Annotated in this window: 27 protein-coding genes and 1 tRNA gene; 19 read left to right on the top strand and 9 right to left on the bottom strand. The window is 73.0% G+C overall.

From position 1 onward, the window contains the following. Positions 1–6: 6 nt before the first annotated feature. Genes ACIQFU_RS28525 through ACIQFU_RS28510 form a run of 4 tightly spaced genes read right to left on the bottom strand, consistent with a single transcriptional unit; the run spans position 7 to position 4,013 of the window. The gene (locus ACIQFU_RS28525; RefSeq protein WP_402555177.1) at positions 7–807 is read right to left on the bottom strand and encodes an SDR family NAD(P)-dependent oxidoreductase; all 801 of its coding nucleotides are present in this window, start codon (positions 805–807) and stop codon (positions 7–9) included. Continuing rightward, positions 804–1,295: a cupin domain-containing protein gene (locus tag ACIQFU_RS28520; protein ID WP_402555175.1), complete on the bottom strand. Its 492-nt coding sequence runs from the start codon at positions 1,293–1,295 to the stop codon at positions 804–806. The genes ACIQFU_RS28525 and ACIQFU_RS28520 overlap by 4 nt, the downstream gene beginning before the upstream one ends. After that, positions 1,292–1,921, bottom strand: coding sequence for a GNAT family N-acetyltransferase (locus tag ACIQFU_RS28515; RefSeq protein ID WP_402555173.1), 630 nt, complete (start codon positions 1,919–1,921; stop codon positions 1,292–1,294). The genes ACIQFU_RS28520 and ACIQFU_RS28515 overlap by 4 nt, the downstream gene beginning before the upstream one ends. After that, positions 1,914–4,013: a penicillin acylase family protein gene (locus ACIQFU_RS28510; RefSeq protein WP_402555171.1), complete on the bottom strand. Its 2,100-nt coding sequence runs from the start codon at positions 4,011–4,013 to the stop codon at positions 1,914–1,916. The genes ACIQFU_RS28515 and ACIQFU_RS28510 overlap by 8 nt, the downstream gene beginning before the upstream one ends. 85 nt (positions 4,014–4,098) lie before the next feature. Here ACIQFU_RS28510 and ACIQFU_RS28505 point away from each other — a divergent pair, with 85 nt between their 5' ends. The 6 genes from ACIQFU_RS28505 (at position 4,099) to ACIQFU_RS28480 (ending at position 7,995) form a co-directional block, all read left to right on the top strand. Beyond that, entirely contained in the window at positions 4,099–4,824 is a 726-nt protein-coding gene (locus tag ACIQFU_RS28505; protein ID WP_402555169.1) for a siderophore-interacting protein, read from the top strand. 25 nt (positions 4,825–4,849) lie between these two features. Continuing rightward, on the top strand, positions 4,850–5,443 hold the full coding sequence (locus tag ACIQFU_RS28500; RefSeq protein WP_402555167.1) for an HhH-GPD-type base excision DNA repair protein: 594 nt from the start codon (positions 4,850–4,852) through the stop codon (positions 5,441–5,443). A 160-nt stretch (positions 5,444–5,603) separates the two neighbouring features. Further along, the gene (locus ACIQFU_RS28495) at positions 5,604–6,293 is read left to right on the top strand and encodes an HdeD family acid-resistance protein (RefSeq protein WP_402555165.1); all 690 of its coding nucleotides are present in this window, start codon (positions 5,604–5,606) and stop codon (positions 6,291–6,293) included. Between the two features lie 94 nt (positions 6,294–6,387). Continuing rightward, positions 6,388–6,630: a hypothetical protein gene (locus ACIQFU_RS28490; protein ID WP_402555163.1), complete on the top strand. Its 243-nt coding sequence runs from the start codon at positions 6,388–6,390 to the stop codon at positions 6,628–6,630. A gap of 308 nt (positions 6,631–6,938) precedes the next feature. Then, positions 6,939–7,235, top strand: a complete 297-nt coding sequence (locus ACIQFU_RS28485; protein WP_003999914.1) for a type II toxin-antitoxin system VapB family antitoxin — start codon at positions 6,939–6,941, stop codon at positions 7,233–7,235. Positions 7,236–7,383: 148 nt separating this feature from the next. Continuing rightward, entirely contained in the window at positions 7,384–7,995 is a 612-nt protein-coding gene (locus ACIQFU_RS28480) for a LytR C-terminal domain-containing protein (protein ID WP_402555309.1), read from the top strand. 15 nt (positions 7,996–8,010) lie between these two features. Here ACIQFU_RS28480 and upp read toward each other — a convergent pair whose 3' ends face one another. Next, positions 8,011–8,646: a uracil phosphoribosyltransferase gene (upp, locus tag ACIQFU_RS28475; protein ID WP_003974921.1), complete on the bottom strand. Its 636-nt coding sequence runs from the start codon at positions 8,644–8,646 to the stop codon at positions 8,011–8,013. A 138-nt stretch (positions 8,647–8,784) separates the two neighbouring features. On the opposite strand from upp, the gene ACIQFU_RS28470 reads away from it, so the two are divergent. From ACIQFU_RS28470 to ACIQFU_RS28435, 8 genes are all read left to right on the top strand, one after another. Next, entirely contained in the window at positions 8,785–9,057 is a 273-nt protein-coding gene (locus ACIQFU_RS28470) for a hypothetical protein (protein ID WP_402555161.1), read from the top strand. Positions 9,058–9,427: 370 nt separating this feature from the next. Further along, entirely contained in the window at positions 9,428–9,970 is a 543-nt protein-coding gene (locus ACIQFU_RS28465; protein WP_402555159.1) for a hypothetical protein, read from the top strand. Positions 9,971–10,038: 68 nt separating this feature from the next. Beyond that, positions 10,039–10,470 (top strand): tRNA adenosine(34) deaminase TadA, encoded by a 432-nt coding sequence (gene tadA / locus ACIQFU_RS28460; RefSeq protein ID WP_402555156.1) that lies wholly within the window; start codon positions 10,039–10,041, stop codon positions 10,468–10,470. 122 nt (positions 10,471–10,592) lie between these two features. After that, positions 10,593–10,677, top strand: a tRNA-Ser gene (locus tag ACIQFU_RS28455). A gap of 87 nt (positions 10,678–10,764) precedes the next feature. Further along, positions 10,765–10,941 carry a hypothetical protein gene (locus tag ACIQFU_RS28450; RefSeq protein WP_052836888.1) on the top strand — a complete coding sequence of 59 codons (177 nt, stop codon included), beginning with the start codon at positions 10,765–10,767 and terminating at the stop codon, positions 10,939–10,941. Next, the gene (locus ACIQFU_RS28445; RefSeq protein ID WP_402555154.1) at positions 10,941–11,234 is read left to right on the top strand and encodes a Dabb family protein; all 294 of its coding nucleotides are present in this window, start codon (positions 10,941–10,943) and stop codon (positions 11,232–11,234) included. The genes ACIQFU_RS28450 and ACIQFU_RS28445 overlap by 1 nt, the downstream gene beginning before the upstream one ends. 192 nt (positions 11,235–11,426) lie before the next feature. Further along, positions 11,427–12,266, top strand: a complete 840-nt coding sequence (locus ACIQFU_RS28440; RefSeq protein ID WP_114528682.1) for an RNA polymerase sigma factor SigF — start codon at positions 11,427–11,429, stop codon at positions 12,264–12,266. 292 nt (positions 12,267–12,558) lie between these two features. Continuing rightward, complete coding sequence (locus ACIQFU_RS28435) at positions 12,559–13,524, top strand: RNA polymerase sigma factor SigF (protein WP_402555152.1); 966 nt, start codon at positions 12,559–12,561, stop codon at positions 13,522–13,524. 120 nt (positions 13,525–13,644) lie between these two features. Here the strand turns inward: ACIQFU_RS28435 and ACIQFU_RS28430 are convergent, their stop codons facing one another. Continuing rightward, positions 13,645–13,842 carry a hypothetical protein gene (locus ACIQFU_RS28430; RefSeq protein ID WP_402555150.1) on the bottom strand — a complete coding sequence of 66 codons (198 nt, stop codon included), beginning with the start codon at positions 13,840–13,842 and terminating at the stop codon, positions 13,645–13,647. Between the two features lie 205 nt (positions 13,843–14,047). On the opposite strand from ACIQFU_RS28430, the gene ACIQFU_RS28425 reads away from it, so the two are divergent. The 3 genes from ACIQFU_RS28425 to ACIQFU_RS28415 all read left to right on the top strand — a co-directional run bounded on the left by ACIQFU_RS28425 (position 14,048) and on the right by ACIQFU_RS28415 (position 18,070). Beyond that, complete coding sequence (locus ACIQFU_RS28425) at positions 14,048–14,551, top strand: MarR family winged helix-turn-helix transcriptional regulator (protein ID WP_402555148.1); 504 nt, start codon at positions 14,048–14,050, stop codon at positions 14,549–14,551. Between the two features lie 9 nt (positions 14,552–14,560). Then, entirely contained in the window at positions 14,561–17,140 is a 2,580-nt protein-coding gene (locus ACIQFU_RS28420) for an MFS transporter (RefSeq protein WP_402555147.1), read from the top strand. 108 nt (positions 17,141–17,248) lie between these two features. Next, positions 17,249–18,070, top strand: a complete 822-nt coding sequence (locus tag ACIQFU_RS28415; RefSeq protein ID WP_402555146.1) for a YceI family protein — start codon at positions 17,249–17,251, stop codon at positions 18,068–18,070. On the opposite strand, the gene ACIQFU_RS28410 is transcribed toward ACIQFU_RS28415, so the two are convergent. Both ACIQFU_RS28410 and ACIQFU_RS28405 read right to left on the bottom strand, forming a co-directional pair. After that, the gene (locus ACIQFU_RS28410; RefSeq protein WP_402555144.1) at positions 18,053–18,766 is read right to left on the bottom strand and encodes a GAF and ANTAR domain-containing protein; all 714 of its coding nucleotides are present in this window, start codon (positions 18,764–18,766) and stop codon (positions 18,053–18,055) included. The genes ACIQFU_RS28415 and ACIQFU_RS28410 overlap by 18 nt on opposite strands. A gap of 18 nt (positions 18,767–18,784) precedes the next feature. Continuing rightward, on the bottom strand, positions 18,785–19,543 hold the full coding sequence (locus ACIQFU_RS28405; RefSeq protein WP_402555142.1) for an ANTAR domain-containing protein: 759 nt from the start codon (positions 19,541–19,543) through the stop codon (positions 18,785–18,787). 217 nt (positions 19,544–19,760) lie between these two features. On the opposite strand from ACIQFU_RS28405, the gene ACIQFU_RS28400 reads away from it, so the two are divergent. Then, positions 19,761–20,141: an STAS domain-containing protein gene (locus ACIQFU_RS28400; protein ID WP_402555140.1), complete on the top strand. Its 381-nt coding sequence runs from the start codon at positions 19,761–19,763 to the stop codon at positions 20,139–20,141. 9 nt (positions 20,142–20,150) lie between these two features. Beyond that, positions 20,151–20,621 (top strand): PPOX class F420-dependent oxidoreductase, encoded by a 471-nt coding sequence (locus ACIQFU_RS28395; protein ID WP_402555138.1) that lies wholly within the window; start codon positions 20,151–20,153, stop codon positions 20,619–20,621. 50 nt (positions 20,622–20,671) lie between these two features. On the opposite strand, the gene ACIQFU_RS28390 is transcribed toward ACIQFU_RS28395, so the two are convergent. Continuing rightward, positions 20,672–21,436 (bottom strand): TetR/AcrR family transcriptional regulator, encoded by a 765-nt coding sequence (locus tag ACIQFU_RS28390; protein ID WP_402555136.1) that lies wholly within the window; start codon positions 21,434–21,436, stop codon positions 20,672–20,674. Positions 21,437–21,544: the final 108 nt, after the last annotated feature.

The following is a 21,544-nucleotide window of genomic DNA, read 5'->3' as shown; positions in this document are numbered from 1 at the left end:
GGCTCCTCACCACGACGGGCGTGCCGTCACCCCGCCGTCCACCACGAGGTCGTGGCCCGTCACCCAGGACGCCAGCCGCGAGGCGAGGAACACGCACGCGTCCCCCACGTCCTCCGGACGCCCGAGCCGTCCCGTCGGCGCGGCCCGCCGATACCGGCGTACGCCCTCCGGCCAGGCCTCGGCCAGTCCCTCGCGGTCGACGAGGCCGGGCGAGACGGAGTTGACCCTGACCCCCCAGGGGCCGTACTCCAGGGCCGCCGAACGGGCGTGCATCACGACCGCCGCCTTGGAGGCGCTGTAGTGCGCGTGGGCGGGAGCGGGGGCGCCCGCCTCGATGGAGGCGATGTGCGTCACCGTGCCGCCGCCGTCCTGGTCCCGCATGATCCCGGCCGCGGCCTGCGTGCAGGCGAAGACGCCGGTGAGGTTGGTGTCCACCACCTCCCGCCACTCGGCCGCCGTCATGCCGGGCAGTTCCCGCAGCGGCTGCACGCCCGCGTTGTTGACCAGCGCGTCGAGCCGTCCGCCGCCCCAGTCGGCGGCCTCCCCGGCCAGGCGCCGGCAGGCGTCCTCGTCGGTGAGGTCGGCGCGCAGGACGGTGGCGCGTCCACCGCGGTCCCGCACGCGCTCCGCCACGTCCCGCGCCGCCGGCAGCGACGTGCGGCAGTGCAGCGCCACCGCCGCGCCCTCCTCGGCGAAGCGCAGCGCGATCCCGCGGCCGATGCCGCCGCCCGCGCCGGTGACCAGGGCGACCTGGCCGTCGAGGAGGCGCGCGGAAGGGGGCGTGGACGGGGGTGTGGGCCGGGTCATGGGCGGCACAGTGCCACGATCCGTCCGGTCTCGGCCGGGTAGCGCGCCGTGAGGACCCCGGCGTGGCCGTGCTCGTAGTCGCCGTAGGTGAACCCGGGCGCCATGGTGCAGCCGAAGAGCGACCACGCGCCGCCTTCGGCCACCCGGCCGCCCATCCACGTGCCGGCGGGGACCGTGAACTGCACGTGCTGCCCGCCCAGGACGTCCGGTCCGAGCACGGCCGTGCGCGCGCTGCCGTCGGGGGCGAGGAGCAGCAGCTCCAGCGGGTCGCCCAGGTAGAAGTGCCAGACCTCGTCGGCGGGCAGGCGGTGCAGGGCGGAGAAGTCGCCCGGACGGGCGGTGAGCAGGGCCACGACGGCGGACCCGGCGGGGCGCCCGTCCGGACGCTCGGGCCCCGCCCAGGTGCGGCGGAACAGGCCGCCCTCGCGGGGGATGGGCTCCAGTGCGTAGTGCGCGATCAGGGCCTCGGCGGTCGGCGCGTCAGTCACCCGGCGAACGCTACCTCCCGGCGGAGGAAGGCCAGTTGCGCCTTCTTCTCGGGCAGGTACACGTCCGGCAGGTCCACCTCGGGCAGGACGACCACGGGACCGGCGGTGAAGCCCTGTCTGAGGAAGCGGGCGACGGCCTTCTCGTTGGCGACGTCCGGGTCGACCACGACCCGTGTCCGGTCCAGGCCCAGCAGGACGTACGCCATGAGGACGGCCGACAGGGCGGCGGTCCAGCCGGGGCGCGCGCCCCCGGTTCCGGCGGGAGCGAGGAGCAGGTGGACGCCGATGTCGCCGGGCTCGGCGTCGTAGCACTCGCTCACCCGGTCGGCCGCCGGGTCGTAGGTCTGGAGCAGGGCGGCCGGCTCGCCGTCCTTGACGACCAGGAAGGCGTGGTGGGCGTCGAGGGTGTCCATGTGCGCGTAGACACCGGCGACCCGGTCGGCCGTCAGACCGTTCATGCCCCAGAAGGCGGCCCGTTCCCCGCTCACCCAGCCGTGGACCACCGGGGCGTCCGCGGCGGGGTCCAGGGGGAGGACGCGTACGGTGCCGAAGCCGTCGAGGTGCTGCTCGTGGACGGCGGTCCGGTCGGCGTACGGGGTGTGCGGCGCGGGGTGCGGGTCAGTCATCGGTTTCCTTCGTGAGCCGGGTGAAGTCGGTGACCACCGGGGCGAGTTCCCCGTCGAGCCAGAGGGGCTGCTGGTCACGGTGGTGGGGGGAGCCCGGTACGCCCGAGGCTCCGTGCGGCACCACCCAGCGGCTGTTCTCGCGGTCGGCCAGGTCCCAGACGTACCGGGCGGCCGGGCCGCGTGCGGCGCGGTCGGTGAGGCCGGGCACGGCGGAGGTGCACAGCACGCAGTCGTGGTCGCCGGAGAGGCCGGGCTCGTCCGCGGCGGCGGTGTCGGGCAGCGCCCGCCAGGCGGCCAGGCGGTGGGTGTCGCCCCAGGTGCCGGCCGGCGGCGCCGCGGCGACCTCCTCCAGCGCGGCGCGGACGGTCTCGGCGCGGTCGATGCCGTACAGGTCCACCGCGCGCAGCAGGTGTTCCAGGGCGTGGCCGACGCGCGGCACCAGCGCGAGCCAGGGCAGGAACACCTCGGGGTACGCGGGCGCCACGGACGCCGGGGCGAGTGCCGGGTGCCCCGCCAGCCTCCGTACGACCGCTCCGCGCAGGGCCGCGTACGCCGCCGCGTCGGTGCTGCCGGCGTCCATGCGGCGGTCCCAGGCGAGGAGGCGGGCGCGGAGGGTGGCGGCCTCGGGGGTGAGGACGGTCGGGGTGGCCCGGGCCGCCGGGGTGGTCAGGGCGGCGAGGCGGTCCAGGAGGGGGCCGGCGGAGGCCAGGTGGGTGTCCGTGTGGATCGCGGGCATGTCCGACGCCGACCAGCGCTCCCGGCACGCGAGCAGGGCCGCGATGCGGTCGGCGCGGTGCGGCGGGGCGAACTCGACGCCGAGGGGAGTGGACGGGCCGCGCTGGTTGGCCATCACGGCGACGCCTTCGGTGAGCCCGGCGCGGGGCGGGATGTGCCAGCCGGTCCACTCGTGGCCGGGTTCCCAGGCGGGCACCGGACGCAGGCCGTTCGCGGCGGGGCGCACCGGCACACGACCCGCGACGCGGTGCAGCAGGCCACCCTCCGTGTCGGCCGCCTGCACCACGTTGACCGGCTCCGCCCACGCGTCCAGGGCACGGTCCACGTCGGCGACCCGGCGGGCCCGCAGCAGCGGCAGCAGGGCGCCGAAGCCGAGGTCGGCGGTGACGCGGGGCGGGTGGCGCAGGGCGAGGGCGGCCGGGGTGCCGTCGTCGAGGCCCTCGGGGCCGCCCGCGATCACGGGGCCGCGGTCGGTCTCGATGACCTCGACCTCCACGGTCTCCTCGCCGGCGACGTCGACGCGCTCCGTGTGGCGGGCGGCCCGGTGCCAGGCGCCGTCGGGGCCGAGCGCCTCGACACCGGCGCCGGTGCGGCGCAGGCGCTCCCGGTACAGGTCCTGGTAGTCGGCCATGGCGTTGGTGATGGCCCAGGCGACCGTGCCGGTGTGGCCGAAGTGGGCGATGCCGGGGACGCCGGGCACGGCGAGGCCGACGACGTCGAACTCCGGGCAGGACAGGTGGATCTGCTGGTAGACGCCGGGGTCCTCGATGAAGCGGTGCGGGTCGCCCGCGATGAGCGCGTGCCCGGTGGTGGTCCGCTCGCCGCTCACCAGCCAGCCGTTGCTGCCCGCGGTGCCGGGGCCGTCGGCGGCGAACAGGGCGACGGCCTCCGGGCCGAGGTGCCCGGCGATGTGCTCGCGCCAGAGCTTGGCGGGGAAGCCCGCGAAGAGGATGTGCGTGGCGAGCCACACGCCGAGCGGGGCCCAGGGCTCCCAGCGGCCGGGGGCGAGGCCGGTGCGGGCGAACTCGGGAGCGGGTCCGCCCGCGGTGAGCCCCTCGTTCACGCCGTCGACGTAGGCCCGCACCCAGACCGCCGTCTCCGGGTCCTTCTCCTCCAGGGCCGTGAAGCACCGGCGTGCGGTGTCCGCGAACCGGGCGCGGCGGGCGAGGCGGTCCCAGGACAGGGCCTCGGGTCCGAGGAAGGACGCGGAGGTGCCCTGGGCGCGGTGCCGCTCGACCTCCAGTTGCCAGGCGCGGTCGCGTGCGGTGACCCGGCCCTGGGCGCGGGCGAGTTCGAGCGGGTTGTCCGCGCGCAGGTGCGGGATCCCCCAGGCGTCGCGGTAGGTCTCGGCGCTCACCCCTGTGCCTCTACTTTCCTTTAGGTTAGGCTCACCTAAGTTGTTGCACGTCGTGGCCGAATAGTACGTGAAGGGTGAAGGAATCATGGGGCAGGGGCGGGGCTGGGAGGGCGCGGTCCTCAAGCTGATGCGCGCGAAAGACTTCGAGTTCACCGTGACGGACGCCGAGGACGTCACCCCGCACTACCGGCGGCTGCGCCTGAGCGACGGCGGCATGCTCGCGGCGACCGGCGTGCACCCCACGATGTGGGTGCGGCTGTGGTTCGAGAACGCGGGCAAACCGCACCAGCGGGGGTACACGCTGGTCGACCCGGACCCCGCGGCGGGCACCTTCGCCATGGAGTTCGCCCTGCACGAGGGGTGCGCGAGCGACTGGGCGCGGGCGGCGAAGCCGGGTGACACGATCGAGGCGACGGTCCAGGGCACCGGCTTCGAGGTGCCGCGGCCCCTCCCCTCGCGTGTCTTCGCGGTCGCGGACCCGGCGTCCCTGCCCGCCCTCAACTCCCTGCTCGACGCGTTCGGGCCGGTGCCCGCGACCGTCTGGTTCGAGGGCGGCACGGACGAGGGCCTGCCCTTCCGCACCGACCCGGGGCGGCACGAGGTCCGCGCGGTGCCGCGCCGGGACGCGGGGGCGCATCTGGTGGCGCGGGTCGAGGAGGAGCTGCCGGAGCTGCTGTCGGCCGTCTCGGAGCCGTTCGTCTGGATCGCCTGCGACACGGCGACCACGCGGACGCTGGCCTCGTACGTGCGCAAGGAGCTGGGCGTGCCCAAGCAGCGGGTGAACGCGCTGGGGTACTGGCGCGCGACCTGAGCCCGTACGCGCGATCATCGGGACCATGGACGTCACACTTCACCTCGCCCAGGACCCCGAGGCCGACGAACTCCTCGGGCGCAGCCCGCTCGCCGCGCTGGTCGGCATGCTGCTCGACCAGCAAGTGCCCATGGAGTGGGCGTTCAAGGGACCGTCGACCATCGCCCGGCGCATGGGGGCAGAGGACCTGGACGCGCACGACATCGCCGCCCACGACCCCGAGGCGTTCGCCGCGCTGCTCTCCGAGAAGCCGGCCGTGCACCGCTACCCCGGTTCGATGGCGGGGCGGGTGCAGCAGCTGTGCCGATACCTCGTCGAGACGTACGACGGCGACGCCGAGGGCGTCTGGCGCGGCGTGTCCACCGGCAGGGAGCTGCTGAAGCGGCTCCAGGAACTGCCGGGCTTCGGCAAGCAGAAGGCCCAGATCTTCCTCGCGCTGCTCGGCAAGCAGCTCGGCGTCCGCCCCGAGGGCTGGCGCGAGGCCGCGGGCGCGTACGGGGAGCCCGACTCCTTCCGGTCCGTCGCGGACATCAGGGGACCGGAGTCCCTGACCAAGGTGCGGGCCCACAAACAGGAAATGAAGGCAGCGGCAAAGGCGGCGAAGACCTCCGGCAAGTAGCCCTGACTGCGGGCAGTCGTGCCGCCGGGGCGGCACGGGTCGGCGCAGCGGCCCCGCACGGCCGGGCCGCGCTCCCACCCCACGCCGACGCCGGGCGCGGACGTCAGCCCCGTGGCCCTCTCCGGTGGCGAAATCGCCCCCCGCCCTCCCAGCATGGAGCATGACCGAACCACCCACCGGCGCCCCCGGAGGGACGCCGTACGACGACCGTGGCACGCACACCCGGCACGGGGCCGGGACCCACGCCCCGGGCCCCGGGCAGCACGAGCAAGAGCCCGAGCCCCCCTTCGAGGGCCCCCTGCACCTGCTCTCCCGCGCCGCCTGGCAGACCGTGCTGTTCACCGGGATCGCCTCGCTCGTCCTGGGCGTACTGGTCCTGGTCTGGCCCGGCGCCTCGCTGCTCGCGGCCGGCGTGCTCTTCGGCCTCTACCTCGTCATCAGCGGCATCCTGCAACTGGCCGCCGCCTTCGGCACGCACCGCAGGACGTCGCTGCGGGTGCTGGCCTTCATCAGCGGCGCGGTGTCGATCCTGCTGGGCCTGTTCTGCTTCCGCGGCCCGCTGCAGTCGGTGCTGCTGCTCGCGCTGTGGATCGGCATCGGCTGGCTGTTCCGCGGCGTCACGCAGATCGTGGCCGCCGTGCACGACCCGGCGATGCCCGCGCGCGGCTGGCACGTCTTCCTCGGTGCCGTCACCGTCGTGGCCGGCATCGTCCTCATCGACTCGCCGGTCCGGTCGGCCACCGTCCTCATGCTGGTCGGCGGCTGGTGGCTGGTGGTCGTCGGCGTCGTCGAGATCTTCACGTCCGTGCGGCTGCGCGGACGGGCCGGACAGGTCCCCCGCAGCCTGTGAACGACACCCGTACCCCCGCCCCCGCCTGCGCCGGGCGAGCGGTTCCCGTCCCCGGTACGGCGGCCGGCGTGCGCCGGGCGCGGACACCGGTGAGGTGAGACCCGTCCCGCACGCCGCCGCCCCCGTCCGCTCCGGACGCCTCGGCGGCTGCCTGCGGGTCCTGGTCCTGCCGCTCGTCGCGATCGTGCCCGGCACCCACGCGGCGGTCCGGGCGGCACACCGCGGGGGAGTACGACCCACCTCGACACCGCCCTGCGCGGTCCGGGCCGAAGCGGCGGGCGCGCGGCCACGGCCCGGCCTGCCCCGCGGCCCGCGCTCCGTGGTCCTGCGCTGCTGACCGTGCCGGACCGGCCGCCGGTCCCCCGCTCCCGGTGACACCCCCGCGAAGCACCAGGAACGAGGAATCGCCATGCCCAACGACCCCTACGCCGTCCTGCGCCCTCCTGCGCGCCGGGGCCGCCCGCCGCACACACGGGGCGGGGCTGCGGGGACGGGTCCCATACCTCTCCGCCGCCCCGGAGCGGAATCAGACCGCGCCGATTCCGCGGGGCCTTTGACGATTGATCCCCTTTACGGCGTCTTTTCCGGCGCCGCACTCCGGCGCCATGGCTGCGCCCGCAACGCCCGGGCCGGTAGGCTTTCCGTGTGATCTTCAAGCGCATCGGAAACGGCCGGCCGTACCCCGACCACGGCCGGGAAAGCACCCGGCAGTGGGCGGACGTCGCGCCGCGCCCGGTCCGCCTCGATCAGCTCGTGACGACCAAGGGCCAGCTCGACCTGGAAACGCTCCTGGCCGAGGACTCCACCTTCTACGGCGACCTCTTCGCGCACGTCGTGAAGTGGCAGGGCGACCTCTACCTGGAGGACGGACTGCACCGGGCGGTGCGGGCCGCGCTGCAGCAGCGCCAGGTACTGCACGCCCGCGTCCTCGAACTCGACTGACCGGGCCCGGCGGCCTGCCGGTGAGGCCCGCGCTTGACCCTTTCGGGTTGCCTTGGGACCGAATCGCGGAACGTCGACTGATCATCTAATAGGCATCGCCACTCCGGCGCATTACGCTGCGCCCATGAGCATGCTGACTCCTCCCGGCATGGGTGGCCAGTACAAGATCACGGGGGACAAGTACCCGCGGATGCGCCCGGCCCGGCGACGCGGCCGTCTGGCGGTCGCCGGCGTCGCCTGCGTCACCGTTCTCGGGGTGCTCGGCTGGGGCACGCTGCAGCTCATCGACGTCTTCACCGGCGGCGACAAGGCTTCGGCGGCCGGTGCCGCGGGCTGTGCCACCGCGCGGGCGAGCGCCTCGCCCGCCGCCGCGGTGCTGCCGAAGCCCGGTCAGGTCACCGTCAACGTGCTCAACGCGACGACCCGCAGCGGCCTGGCCCAGAAGACCGCCGACGAGCTGAAGAAGCGCGGGTTCCGCGTGGGCGACGTGAGCAACGCGCCCAAGGAGTACGACAAGAAGGTCACCGGCACGGGTCTGCTGCTCGGCCCGGCCGCCTCCCTCAAGACGTCCCTCACCGTGCTCGGCACCCAGCTCCCCGGCGCCGAGCACCGTGCCGACGCCGCCCGCAAGGATGCCGCCCTCGATCTGATCATCGGCAACGGGTTCAAGGGGCTGGCGAAGCCCGCGGACGCCGACGCGGCGCTGGCCGGGCTGACCGCGCCGCGCTCGACGCCCGCCGCGGAGAAGAAGAGCTGCTGAGCGGGGGCCGGGGTACTACTCGGCCGCTCCGTACATGCGGTCGCCCGCGTCGCCGAGGCCCGGGACGATGTAGCCCTGCTCGTTGAGCCGCTCGTCGACCGAGGCCGTCACGACAGTCACCGGGGTTCCGGCCAGCTCGCGCTCCATGAGTTCGACGCCCTCGGGGGCGGCCAGCAGCACCACGGCCGTCACGTCGTCGGCGCCGCGCTTGATCAGCTCCCGGATGGACGCGACCAGCGTGCCGCCGGTGGCCAGCATGGGGTCCAGGACGTACACCTGGCGGCCGGACAGGTCGTCCGGCATGCGGGTGGCGTACGTGGACGCCTGGAGCGTCTCCTCGTTGCGCACCATGCCGAGGAAGCCCACCTCGGCGGTCGGCAGCAGCCGGACCATGCCGTCGAGCATGCCGAGACCGGCCCGCAGGATCGGCACCACCAGCGGGCGCGGGTGGGAGAGCTTGACGCCGGTGGTCCTCGAGACCGGCGTGTGGATGTCGACCTGTTCGGTGCGCACGTCGCGCGTGGCCTCGTAGGCGAGCAGGGTGACCAGCTCGTCGGCGAGACGGCGGAAGGTCGCGGAGTCGGTGCGCTGGTCGCGCAGCGTGGTGAGCTTGTGGGCGACCAGGGGGTGGTCGACGACGTGGAGACGCATGCCCACCACAGTAACCGGGCCCCGTGGGAGCGGCGTCCCCGCGGCGGGCAAGGCCCCGGGGGCGGCACCACTCGTTCGCGGGCGTCAAACCGCCCGACCGGGGGAAGGTGGGAGGGACGGACACTGGGTGGTGAGACTGTGCCTGACCGGGACTTCCACGACACGCCGTCCCCCGGAGCGGACCGGGGGACGGGACGGAGGGCGAAGCCGAGCACGGTGCCGGAGCGGCGCCCGGACGGCGACGCGCCGCGGGATCCCGAGGCGGAGCGCGAGGCCGAACGACGCCGGCGCCGGGCCCAGTTCCTGCGCGATCTGGCGGAGGCCCGCCAGTTGCGCGACCGCGTGCAGCCGCGCCGCGCCAAGACCGCCCGGCTGCGGCACGCGATGCGCATGCGCACCTTCCGCTGGTAGCCCTTCCCCCCTGGTCCCGGCCCCCGTGTCTCCGCCTGCTTGCCCACGCTCACGGAGAACTTCCTGAGCCGGCCGGGGAAGATCGCGCGCCGCGCCGGGGTTGGTGGTGACGGACGTACCCGGGGACCGCGAGAATCCGCGTACGATCCGCTCGTGGCGGCGACGAGAACGCTGCTGGACGGCTGCCCGGGAGCGCACCTTCCGGAACGCCGGTCAAAACAGCCGGACACAGGGCGCCGAAGACGTCCCCTGAGTGCCTTGTTTCTGCCACGATTCCGAGTGGGTGGGGCTCGGAGCACCGCTCCCCCGCCCGCAGCCTCCGCCGGGGGGACCCCCAACCGGCACGCCTAGGACCAGTGGGAGAGTCACGGTGTACTTCGCCGCACTGCTCGCGCGCACCGAAGACGGGTGGGAAGCGAGCGACACGGAGCTCGACGATGTGGAAACCCTGTCGGATCTTGCCGACCTGGCCCGGGAGGCCTCTCCCGACGAGGACACGGTGCTCGTGCTGATCGAGCAGGAGGACGCGTGGTTCGGAGTCGTCCGGGTGGACGGCGAGGAGGACCCCCGTATCTACGTCTCGGACGCGGCCGCCGCCGCCCGCAGCAGCTACGGCGAGATCCTCCTCACCGACGAACTGCTCGGCCGGGAACCCGGTGACGACGGCGACGACCTCGACGCCCTCGACCTCGACGGAACGGAGGACGGCGAGTCCGACGACGAGGACGGCGGCGACGGCGGCGACGCGGCCGCCGGTTCGGGCGAGGCCGTGCCGCACGGGCCGGTCGGCGACGCCGAGGTCCTCGACGACCTCGGCGTGAGCGAGAAGGAGCTGCGCTCGATGTCCGGGGACGCGGTCGGGGAGATCGCCGAGGCCCTCGGCGCCCTGGACGTCCTGGAGACCGTCCGCTGACCGCGCCGGCCGAAGAGGACCCCGAGGACGCGCCGCCCGACCCGGTGCGCGACCGGTGGCGGACCGCGATGCGGCTCGCCCTGGCCGAGGCCGGCCGGGCCGCGGACGGCGGCGACGTGCCCGTCGGCGCCGTCGTACTGGCGCCGGACGGCCGTACGGTGCTGTCCACGGGGCACAACGAACGCGAGGCGACCGGGGACCCGACGGCGCACGCCGAGGTCCTCGCCGTCCGGCGGGCCGCCGCGGAACTGGGCGAGTGGCGGCTGGCCGGCTGCACGCTCGTCGTCACCCTGGAGCCGTGCACGATGTGCGCGGGCGCGCTCGTGCAGTCGCGCGTGGACCGCGTGGTCTACGGCGCCCGCGACGACAAGGCGGGCGCGGCCGGATCCCTGTGGGACCTCGTGCGCGACCGGCGGCTCAACCACCGTCCCGAAGTGATCGAGGGCGTACTCGCGGACGACTGCGCCCGGCTGCTCACGGACTTCTTCCGCGACCGCTGACCGGCCCGCACGACTGCCCGGACAACCGCTCGCAGGACTGCCCGGACGGCCGGTAGGACGGCAGTTCGTCGGCCGCGATACCGATTTCGGAGCATGCCGCTGCGTGCTGTAAGGTCTGTCTCGGTAGCGTGTCCGAGCGGCCGAAGGAGCTCGCCTCGAAAGCGAGTGTGGCGCAAGTCACCGAGGGTTCAAATCCCTCCGCTACCGCTTTGGAAGGGCCCCGTCGAAAGACGGGGCCCTTCGTGCGATCATGAGCGACCGAAGGCGTGGGTCGAAAGGACAGGGGAGGCCGCGGTGGCGGTGAACTCGAAGAAGATCGCCGTCTATGTGCTCGTGGTCTTCGTGCTGTACGTGATCATCACTGATCCGGCCAAGGCAGCCGACTACGTGCAGATAGGCTTCCAGGGCATATCCGACGCGGCGGGCGCCGTGGGCGACTTCATGACCTGGGCCGCCAACGGAGGAGAGTGATGATCCGCCACCTCGTGCTGTTCAAGCTGAACGACGGTGTCCGGCGCGACGACCCGCGCGTCGTGGAGGGCGTCGAGGCCTTCCGGGCGCTCGGCGGCCGGATCGAGGACCTCCGCTTCTGGGAGTGCGCCTGGAACATCAGCGACCGCCCCATCGCCTACGACTTCGCCGTCAACTCGGCCGTGGACGACGCCGACGCACTGAAGCGCTACCTCGAACACCCGGCGCACCAGGCGGGCGTCGCGCTGTGGCGCGAGTTCGCCACCTGGGTGATCGCCGACTACGAGTTCTAGGCCGACCACAGGCCCGAAGGGCGCTCCGGCCCGTGCTCCGGCCCCGCACCAGCCCGGTGCGGGGCCTTTCCGCGTTCACTCAACACGACGTTATGCGGTGCTTGCACACAGTGAACATGTCTTGTGATGCTATGACCGCTTTTGACGGATGAGTTGACGGAAGAGTTGACAGATCACGAGGTGGAGTTGACCGTGCCGGCCAGTACTGCGCCTCAAGCACCGCCCGCACCGCCCGCCCAGGCCCAGGAGGCACCCGCGCCGCAGCGCAGCCGGGGCGCCGACACCCGGGCCCTGACCCAGGTCCTCTTCGGCGAGCTGAAGGACCTCACCCCGGGCACACCGGAGCACGACCGGGTGCGCGCGGCGCTCATCGAGGCCAACCTCCCGCTGGTGCGTTACGCGGCCGCCCGGTTCCGTTCACGCAACGAGCCGATGGAGGACGTCGTCCAGGTCGGCACCATCGGGCTCATCAACGCCATCGACCGCTTCGACCCCGAGCGGGGCGTGCAGTTCCCGACGTTCGCGATGCCGACCGTCGTCGGCGAGATCAAGCGGTACTTCCGCGACAACGTCCGCACGGTGCACGTACCGCGCCGGCTGCACGAGCTGTGGGTGCAGGTCAACAGCGCGACCGAGGACCTGACGACCGCCTTCGGGCGCTCCCCGACCACCGCCGAGATCGCCGAGCGGCTGCGCATCACCGAGGAGGAGGTGCTGTCCTGCATCGAGGCGGGGCGGTCGTACCACGCCACCTCGCTGGAGGCCGCCCAGGAGGGCGACGGGCTGCCCGGACTCCTCGACCGGCTCGGCTACGAGGACCCCGCGCTGGACGGGGTCGAGCACCGCGACCTGGTGCGCCACCTGCTCGTCCAGCTCCCCGAGCGGGAGCAGCGGATCCTGCTGCTGCGCTACTACAGCAACCTGACGCAGTCCCAGATCAGCGCGGAACTCGGCGTCTCCCAGATGCACGTATCGCGGCTACTGGCGCGTAGTTTCCAGCGATTGAGGTCCGCGAACCGGATCGACGCGTAACCTCTACAGGGACGCCGGGCGGGGTCGAAAGCACGAGCGAGAGATCACCTGCGAGAGCGAATCGCTCACCAGGGCCGTTGCGGACGGAATCGGGCTGAAAGCCCATCAGACCCCCTGTTTCCAGGGGGTATTCGCATCTCAGATGTCGACATGTCACTACAGCGCGTTGCCGACATGTGACATTCTGCCGGAGACGCGTTTGCCGGGGCTCCGGCTCCGGTATTCAGGTGAAGGCTGCGTTCCCGGCGTGGGAGCGTGTGCCGCGACCGTCCCGCGACCCAAAGGGGGTGGCATGTCCGCAGAACAGGGCAGCTCGAAGGTGCTCGCGCTCGCGGAGAGCGAGACCGCGCCCGACTCGCTCGAGGCGCTCGGTGCCGTCGAGCCCGTCGGCCCCATCGACTCCGTCGGCCCCGTCGGCACCGTCGACGGCACTCGGACCGGCGAAGCCGTGCCGGACCTCGACGCCGTGCCGGCCCAGACGCTTCCGGCCACGGAGGCCATCGACACCCGCACCCTGTCCCGCTCCCTGTTCCTGCGGCTCGCCGCCCTCGACGAGGACAGCCCCGAGCGTGCCTACGTCCGGGACACCCTGATCGAGCTCAACCTCCCGCTGGTGCGCTACGCCGCCGCGCGCTTCCGCTCCCGCAACGAGCCGATGGAGGACATCGTCCAGGTCGGCACCATCGGCCTGATCAAGGCGATCGACCGCTTCGACTGCGAACGGGGCGTCGAGTTCCCGACGTTCGCGATGCCGACCGTCGTCGGCGAGATCAAGCGGTTCTTCCGCGACACCTCGTGGTCGGTGCGTGTCCCGCGCCGCCTCCAGGAGCTGCGCCTGGCCCTGACCAAGGCCAGCGACGAGCTGTCCCAGAAGCTGGACCGCTCCCCGACGGTCGGCGAGCTGGCCGCCGTCCTCGGCGTGTCCGAGGAGGACGTCGTCGACGGCCTCGCGGTGGGCAACGCCTACACCGCCTCCTCGCTGGACTCCCCGGCCCCGGAGGACGACGGCGGCGAGGGCTCCCTGGCGGACCGTCTGGGCTACGAGGACACCGCGCTGGAGGGCGTGGAGTACCGCGAGTCCCTCAAGCCGCTGCTGGCCAAGCTGCCGCCCCGGGAGCGGCGGATCATCATGCTGCGGTTCTTCGCCAACATGACCCAGTCGCAGATCGGCGAGGAGGTCGGCATCTCGCAGATGCACGTCTCCCGGCTGCTCACCCGGACCCTGTCGCAGCTGCGCGAGGGCCTCATCTCCGACTGATCCCGCGCCGCGGGAGAGTCGGCACGGCAGCACGGCAGCCGCCGTGGCACCTCGGGGTTGCCACGGCGGTCGCCTTCGTACGTCCCGGTGTTCCGGTGTCCGGTACCGCTCCGAGAGGTCCTAGCCGAGCGCCAGCCAGGCCACGGCCGCGACGACGATCACGGCGGCCACGATGCCGACGATCAGGCCGACGCGGGGCCCGGACGAGGCGGCTGGGGCAGCCTGCCGGCTCTGCGGGGCGTCGTCGACGAACGCGCGGAACATCTGGGTGCTGCCTGCGGGGTCGTTGGTGCCCTGGGGGCCCTGGGTGTTAGCCATGGGCCGAGACACTAGCGAATCCGCGGGTGCGGCCCAAGTGCGGGGCCACCGAGCGCCCTTGACCCCGCCCACCCTCTATCACCTGCGCGTTTACTTTCGCAATACTTGCCTTTGCCAACTTTTTATGCCGTGGGACCCTCTTTTATTTGCCTGTAGCAACCAACTGAACTTATGGTTGCCCTAAGCAACGAATAGGGAGGTGCGTATGGCCGGGAAGGCGCAGTACGAGGAGCTGATCCGCCAGTTCAGCGCCTTCGGCGCCGTGAAGCGGGAGATGGGACGGATGCTGCCGTCCGACTGTCCCGGCGGATCCGTCGCCGTACTGACCCTGCTCGGCCGTCACGGGGACATGCGCATGAGCAAGCTCGCGGAGCTGCTCGCGGTGGACATGTCCGTGACCAGCCGCCACGTCGCCCACGTCGCCGAGCGGGGCTGGATCGACCGCTCCCCCGACCCCGCGGACAAGCGCTCGCGCATCCTGCGCCTGACGCCCGCGGGGCAGGAGCAGCTCGACGAGATCGCCGAGCGGACCACCCAGCTGCTCTCCCACCGCCTGAGCGACTGGTCCGACGACGAGGTCGGCCAGCTCTCCCGGCTCATGGCCCGCCTCAGGGCCAGCTTCGACGACTGCCGGGCCCCCGCGGCCCGGCCTCCCGCACTGTCCGGGGACGAACAGTCCACCCGTACACCCGCGATCACCATTCAGTAAAGGAAGTCCATGGCAACGACCACACCAGCCGGTGTGCGGGCTCATGCCAAGCACGGGGGAGGCTCCTCCGGAGACGCTCCGATGACGCACCGGCAGATCATGGAGGCATTGTCCGGGCTGCTGCTCGGCATGTTCTGCGCGATTCTGTCCTCGACCATCGTCACCAACGCGCTGCCCGAGATCATCGGGGACCTCGGCGGCGGCCAGAGCGCCTACACCTGGGTCGTCACCGCCTCGCTGCTCACGATGACCGCCTCCACCCCGCTGTGGGGCAAGCTCGCGGACCAGTTCAGCAAGAAGGCCCTGGTCCAGATAGCCCTGATCGTCTTCGTCATCGGCTCCGTCGTGGCCGGTCTGGCGCAGAACCCGGGGATGCTGATCACCGCTCGGGCCATCCAGGGCCTGGGCGCCGGCGGTCTGTCCGCCCTGGCGCAGATCATCATGGCCGCGATGATCGCCCCGCGTGAGCGCGGGCGCTACTCCGGCTACCTCGGCGCCACCTTCGCCGTCGCCACCGTCGGCGGCCCGCTGCTCGGCGGCGTCATCACCGACACCAGCTGGCTCGGCTGGCGCTGGTGCCTCTACGTCGGCGTGCCCTTCGCGATCCTCGCGCTGATCGTGCTGCAGAAGACGCTGCACCTGCCCGTGGTCAAGCGGAAGGTCAAGGTCGACTGGGCCGGCGCCTTCTTCGTCACCGCGGCCGTGTGCCTGCTGCTCGTCTGGGTCACCTTCGCCGACGACAAGTACTCCTGGATGTCCTGGCAGACCGGCGCCATGGTCGGCGGCGCGATCGCGCTGACGCTCGTCTTCCTCCTCGTGGAGTCGAAGGCCAGCGAGCCGATCATCCCGCTGCGCCTGTTCCGGAACCGCACCATCACCCTGGCCTCGCTGGCCTCACTGTTCGTCGGTATCGCGATGTTCGCGGGCACCGTCTACTTCAGCCAGTACTTCCAGCTGGCCCGGGACAAGTCCCCGACCATGTCGGGCGTCATGACGATCCCGATGATCGGCGGCCTGTTCGTCTCGTCCACGGTCTCCGGCATCATCATCACCAAGACCGGCCGGTGGAAGCGCTGGCTGCTGGCCGGCGGCGTGCTGCTGACGGCGGGCCTGGGCCTGCTCAGCACCATGCGCTACGACACCGCGTACTGGCACATCGCGATCTTCATGGCGCTGATGGGTCTCGGCGTCGGCATGATGATGCAGAACCTGGTGCTCTGCACGCAGAACCAGGTGGAACCGGGCGACCTGGGCGCCGCGTCCTCCACGGTCACCTTCTTCCGGTCCCTCGGCGGCGCGGTGGGCGTCTCGGTGCTCGGCTCCGTCATGTCGACCCGGATCAGCCACTACGCCGCGGACACCATCGGGCAGCTCAGCCCGCAGGAGCAGGCGGCGGCCGCCAAGGCCTCCGGCAGCGGCGCCATCCCCGACATGGACCTGCTGCCCCCCGGCATCCGCCAGTGGCTGGAGAGCGCCTACGGGCACGGCATCGCCGACATCTTCCTGTACGTCGCGCCGATCGCCCTGCTCGGCTTCCTGGTGACGCTGTTCATCAAGGAGGTCCCGCTGCGCACCAAGGGCGCCCTCGCCCAGGCGGCGGAGTCCTCGGCCGAGTCCGCCCCGCCGGTGGCGGGCACCCCCGCGGAGGCCTTCCGCAGCGCCGACGAGCCGGTCCCGGCCGGTGCGATGGCGGCCGTGTCGGCAGCGCCGTCCGGTGACCGGGCCACCTCGGCCGTCTCGGACACCTCGGCCACCGCGGCCGCCACGCAGCCCCTCGCCGCCGTCGCCACGGCGACCGGCTCCGGTGAACCGCAGGCGCCCGTCTCCGGCGGCATCGCGGTCCGCGGCTTCGTCCGCGGCGCCGAGTCCGCCCCGGTCCCGCAGGCGGCGGTCACGCTGATCTCGCTGGCCGGCCGCCAGCTCGGCCGGTCCGTCGCCCAGGCCGACGGCTCCTACGCCATCGACGCCCCGAGCGCCGGGTCGTACGTGCTGATCGCCTCCGCCGACGGTTTCCAGCCGCAGGCCTCCACCATCGTCGTCAACGAGGAGCCGGTCGCCTACGACATCCTGCTCAGCGGCACCAGCGGGCTCACCGGCCTGGTGCGGGCCGCGGAGAGCGGGCTGCCGGTCAAGGACGCCATGGTGATCGTGACCGACGTGCGCGGCGACCTGCTGGCCAGCGCCACCACCGGCGAGGCGGGCGAGTTCGCCTTCACCGAACTGGTGCCGGGCACGGTGACCGTCGCGGTCAACGCCGCCGGCTACCGGCCGCGTGCCCTCCCCCTCGAGGTGGGCGGCACCGGCGTCACCCGCGTCGAGGTCGACCTCCAGGCCGGAGCCCAGGTCCAGGGCGTCGTGCGGGCACCGCACGGGCCGCTGGCCGACGCCCGCGTCACCCTGGTCGACGCGGCGGGCAACGTGATCGGCACGGCCACCACCGGGACGGACGGGGCGTACGCCTTCACCGACCTGGACGCCGGTGAGTACACCGTCATCGCGACCGGCTACCCGCCGGTCGCCACCGCCCTGACGGTCGCCGGCCCCGGTGCCGACGGCCACGACATCGAGCTCGCCCACCCCGGCGAGTAGCAGGGCCCCGGCCCGTGGTGGCGTGCGCGCTCCGAGCGGAGGTGCGCCCGCCACCACGGGCCGGTTTCCTTACGACCACTTTCTGAGTCTTTGCAGGGAGAAAACGGGATGGGACTGACCGCGAGGATCCGAACGCGGGACGGGTGGGCCGTGTCGCACGCGGTCGTCACGGTGACCGACATGACCGGTGTGCAGGTACTGCGCGCCGAGGCGGACACCGAGGGCGCCGTGCGGGACACCACCCCGCTCGCCCCCGGGGCGTACACCGTGATCGTCACCGCGGTCGGCTACGCGCCCGCCGCCTCCAGCGCGATCGTCACCGCGAGCGGCCGGGCCGAGGTCGGCACCGTGACGCTGGCCCGCCAGGGCGGCACCGAACTGCCGCCGCCGGGGCTCTGGACGGTCGACCCGGCGCACTCCGGCGTGGCCGCAGTCGCCCAGCACCTGGGCATCTCCAGCGTGCGCGGCCGCTTCACCGAATTCGCCGCCACCGTCGAGATCGCCCCGGACGACGTCACCAAGTCCCGGGTGGAGGCGGTGATCAAGGCGGCCTCCATCGACACGGGCAACGGCATGCGCGACACCCACCTGCGCTCGGCCGACTTCCTGGACGTCGAGCGGTTCCCGGAGATCACCTACCGCTCCACGCAGGTGAGCGAGGCCGGTCCGGACCGCTGGACCGTCCGCGGCGAGCTGGGCCTGCACGGGGTCGTCCGCGAGGTCGACCTGGACCTGGCCTACCTCGGCACCGGCGCCGACCCCTGGGGCGGCACCCGGGCGGCCTTCCGCGCGACGACGGAGCTGCACCGCGAGGACTTCGCCATGAACTACAACCAGGTGGTCCAGGCCGGCATCGCCGCCATCGGCACCACGCTCAGGGTCGAGCTGGACGTCCAGGCGGTGCAGGGGGAGTCACTTCCGGCCGTGTGAGGCACCGCCGGACGCCCGGGCCACCACCTGGGCGCACAGGTCCCGGAGCTTGACGTTCCGGTCCTGTGAGACGCGGCGCAGCCGCTCCAGGGCCCGGTGGGCGTCGATGCGCTCCCGGGCCATGAGCATGCCGACCGCCTGGTCTATGACGCTGCGGGAGAGCAGGGCGGTGCGCACGTCGGCCGCCGAGGCCCGCTCCCGCTCGACGCGCAGGGCCTCGTTCACCGCGTCCGCGGCCCGCTCCGCGAAGGCGCGGGCCGCGTCCAGCCCGTCGGCCAGACAGTCCGCCTCGACGCCGTAGAGATTGAGGGCGGCGCCCGTCTCGCCCTCGACGGCCAGCGGCAGCGCCAGCACACAGCACACCCCGGTGGCCAGCGCGTACCGCGTGTACGGGGGCCAGCGGGTCTCGGCGGCCAGGTCCGGGGAGTACTGCGCCTCGCCCGACTCGGCGGCGTCCACGCAGGGCCCCGAGCCGTTCTCGTACTGGCGCAGGTCCAGACCGGCGGGCAGCCCGGTGCTGCCCGCCAGCGTCATCAGCCGGTCGGCGCGGCGCACCGTGACCGAGCAGGCGTCGGCGCCGGGCACCTGCCGGACCGCCCGGTCGGTCAGGTCGCGCAGCAGGGTGTCCAGGCCCTGGGTGCGCGCGATGGCGTGCTCAAGGCTCTCCGTGTCCGTGCCCGTGGTCCGCGAGGTCATGACCGTACGGATGTCCCGTCACCGCTCGGTCACGCCTCGGCCGCCCGCGGCGGAATTGGCGTCGACGATGCGGCGGGCCAGGTCGCGCAGTTTCACGTTCTCCCGCTGGGACGCCTTCACCAGCGAGTCGAAGGCACCGGCCGCGTCGATGTTCAGACGCTCCATCAGGATGCCGGTGGCCTGGCCGATCAGGTCCCGGGTGCGCATCGCCTCGGTGAGCTGCTCGCGCACCGTCGCCGAGTCCAGGGCGAGGGAGACGTGCGCGGTGAACAGCCGCCCGATGCGGGTGGCGTCCTCGCCGAAGGCCTGCGGCTTGCGGGCGTACGCCGTCAGCACGGTCAGCCGGCGCCGGTCGGCACGCAGCCGCAGGGACAGCGCCGAGCGCAGACCGAGCCCGGACAGCGCGTTGCCGCCGCCGTCGGCCTCGCTGTCGTCCGTCCGCACCACGGGCGTCGTCCACAGGCGCTCCCAGTCCGGGTGCGGGGTGTGGCCGCCCTGTCCGCCCTGCCGGGGCTCGGCGGCGAACCGTACGGTCTCGTCGGTCCAGGCGAGGGTGCGCAGCCGGCCGCCGCGCTGGATCTCCGAGATGCCCGCGTGCTCGGCTTCGGGCAGCAGGCGCACCGCCAGTTTGACGGCGGTGTTCAGGGTGTCGCCGGGGGTGTTCGTCCCGTGCAGGTGCCGGGCCGCCGCCGTCAGGGCGTCGGCCAGCTCGAAGCCCACCGGAAAACGCGGCAAATCAGTAAATTCGGACGCAGCCACCACGAACCTCTTCGGCATGCGCGGCCTCACGGCCGTGCGCAGGAGAGCTCCGCAGCACATTCCCGACTGCGAGCACAGGACGAACAGCACTTTAGCTGCTTGGTTGCGTGCCGGTGACGCTCGGCCGACGGTCCGGGCGGCCGGTGCGCCTTCCGCACCACCGCGCCGCGTGGTGGAATGGGAACGGGTCAGGAAGCGGCCCGGCCGGAAGCCCGACGTCTGTCAGGTGAGTGCTGTGACCTTCCACCCCCAGCCCTGCGAGCCGTGCGAGCCGTGTGACCCACCCGGCTGCGCCGTGCTCGCGATGCCCAGCGAGATCGACTTCTGCAACGCCTCGGGGCTGCTGCCCCTGATCACGACCGCCGTCGAGCAGCGCTCCGACGGGCTCCGTCTGCTCGTCCTGGACCTGTCCGCGACCTGTTTCATGGACTCCCAGGGCGTCCGCCTGATCGCCGCCGTACGCGACCGTCTGCCCGAGCGCACCCTGCTGCGCGTGGTGGCCGCCCCGAAGAGCGTGGCGAGCCGCGTCCTGGAGCTCTCCGGCCTGCGCCGCGACGTGCCGGTGCACGACAACCTGGCGGAGGCGCTGCGCGCGGAGAGCGGAACGGCGGCCTAGGGTGGCGGCATGGCACCGAGCATCGCGACGAACACCCGTGTCTCCCTGGACGAGTTGCTGGACTTCGTACGCCCCCGGCACCGGGCGGTCCTGCTGACCCGGCGGGCCGACGGCAGCCCGCAGGGGTCGCCGCTGACCTGCGGGGTCGACGACTCCGGCCGCATCGTCGTCTCGACGTACCCCGAACGGGCCAAGACCCGCAACGCGCGCCGCGACCCGCGGGTCAGCCTCATCGTGCTCAGCGACGAGTGGAACGGCCCCTGGGTCCAGATCGACGGCACCGCGGAGGTCGTCGACTCCCCGGAGTCCGTGGAGCCGCTCGTGGAGTACTTCCGCAACATCTCCGGCGAGCACCCCGACTGGGACGAGTACCGGCAGGCCATGGTCGAGCAGGGCAAGTCCCTCATCCGGGTGACACCGCAGAGGTGGGGACCGGTGGCGACGGGCGGCTTCCCGGCGCGGCCGGCGGCGGACGACTGAGGGGGCCGGCCGGGGAGCGCGCGACCGCGGAGTGCGCGACCGACGCCCGGTCAGCCCCGTTCGACCATCGCGTCGACGCCCGCGACGAGCAGGTCGAGGGCGAACTCGAAGTCCCGGTCCAGCATCTCCGCGACGGTGTCGCCGCCGCGGGCCGCCATGATGTCCTGGGCGTCCTCGATGACGCCCGCGGTGTCGGGTATCTCGGTCACCGCACTCATGGAGTCCTGGAAGTACTCCTCCGGGCTCAGCCCGGTGTCCGCCACCCGCGCGAGGAAGCGGCCCTCGATGGTGCCGTAGCCGTAGACGAACTGGAAGACGGCGGCGATGGCGCCGGTCAGGCGGTAGGTGGGCAGTCCGCTGCGGCGCACGACGTTCTGCACCGCCCGGGAGAAGGCCAGCGAGTGCGGCCCGATGTTGAGGTAGGTGCCGACCAGCCGGGACGACCACGGGTGGCGCACCAGCAGCGCCCGGTTCTCGCGGGCCAGGGCGCGCAGCTCCTCGCGCCAGTCCAAGCCGGCGTCGGGGTCGGGGTGGCGCAGCTCGCCGAAGACCGCGTCCAGGGCGAGTTCGAGCAGTTCGTCCTTGGTGTCGACGTACCAGTAGACGGACATCGCGGTGACGTTCAGCTCGGCGGCCAGGCGGCGCATGGAGAACCCCGCCAGGCCCTCGGCGTCCAGCAGCCCCACGGTGACCCGGGTGATCCGGTCCCGGTCCAGCCCGGACGGCTGCCCCGCGCGCCGCCCACTGCGCCGCCCCTCCCCGTTCAGCCACACACTGGCCCGGGGCCTGGGCCCCTGCCGCCCTGCTTTCGCCATGCGCACCTACCTCGCTCTCACCATCAACGGTCATGCTAGGCGCCCCCGAAAGGGGCGAGGGGCGTGACGACGTGCGGCTCCGCCGCGCGGGCGCGACCAGCCGCAGCC

Source organism: Streptomyces sp. NPDC093065 (assembly GCF_044754585.1).
Taxonomy (GTDB): domain Bacteria; phylum Actinomycetota; class Actinomycetes; order Streptomycetales; family Streptomycetaceae; genus Streptomyces.
Note: the sequence above shows the minus strand (reverse complement) of the source record. Positions and strands in the feature narration are given on the sequence as shown.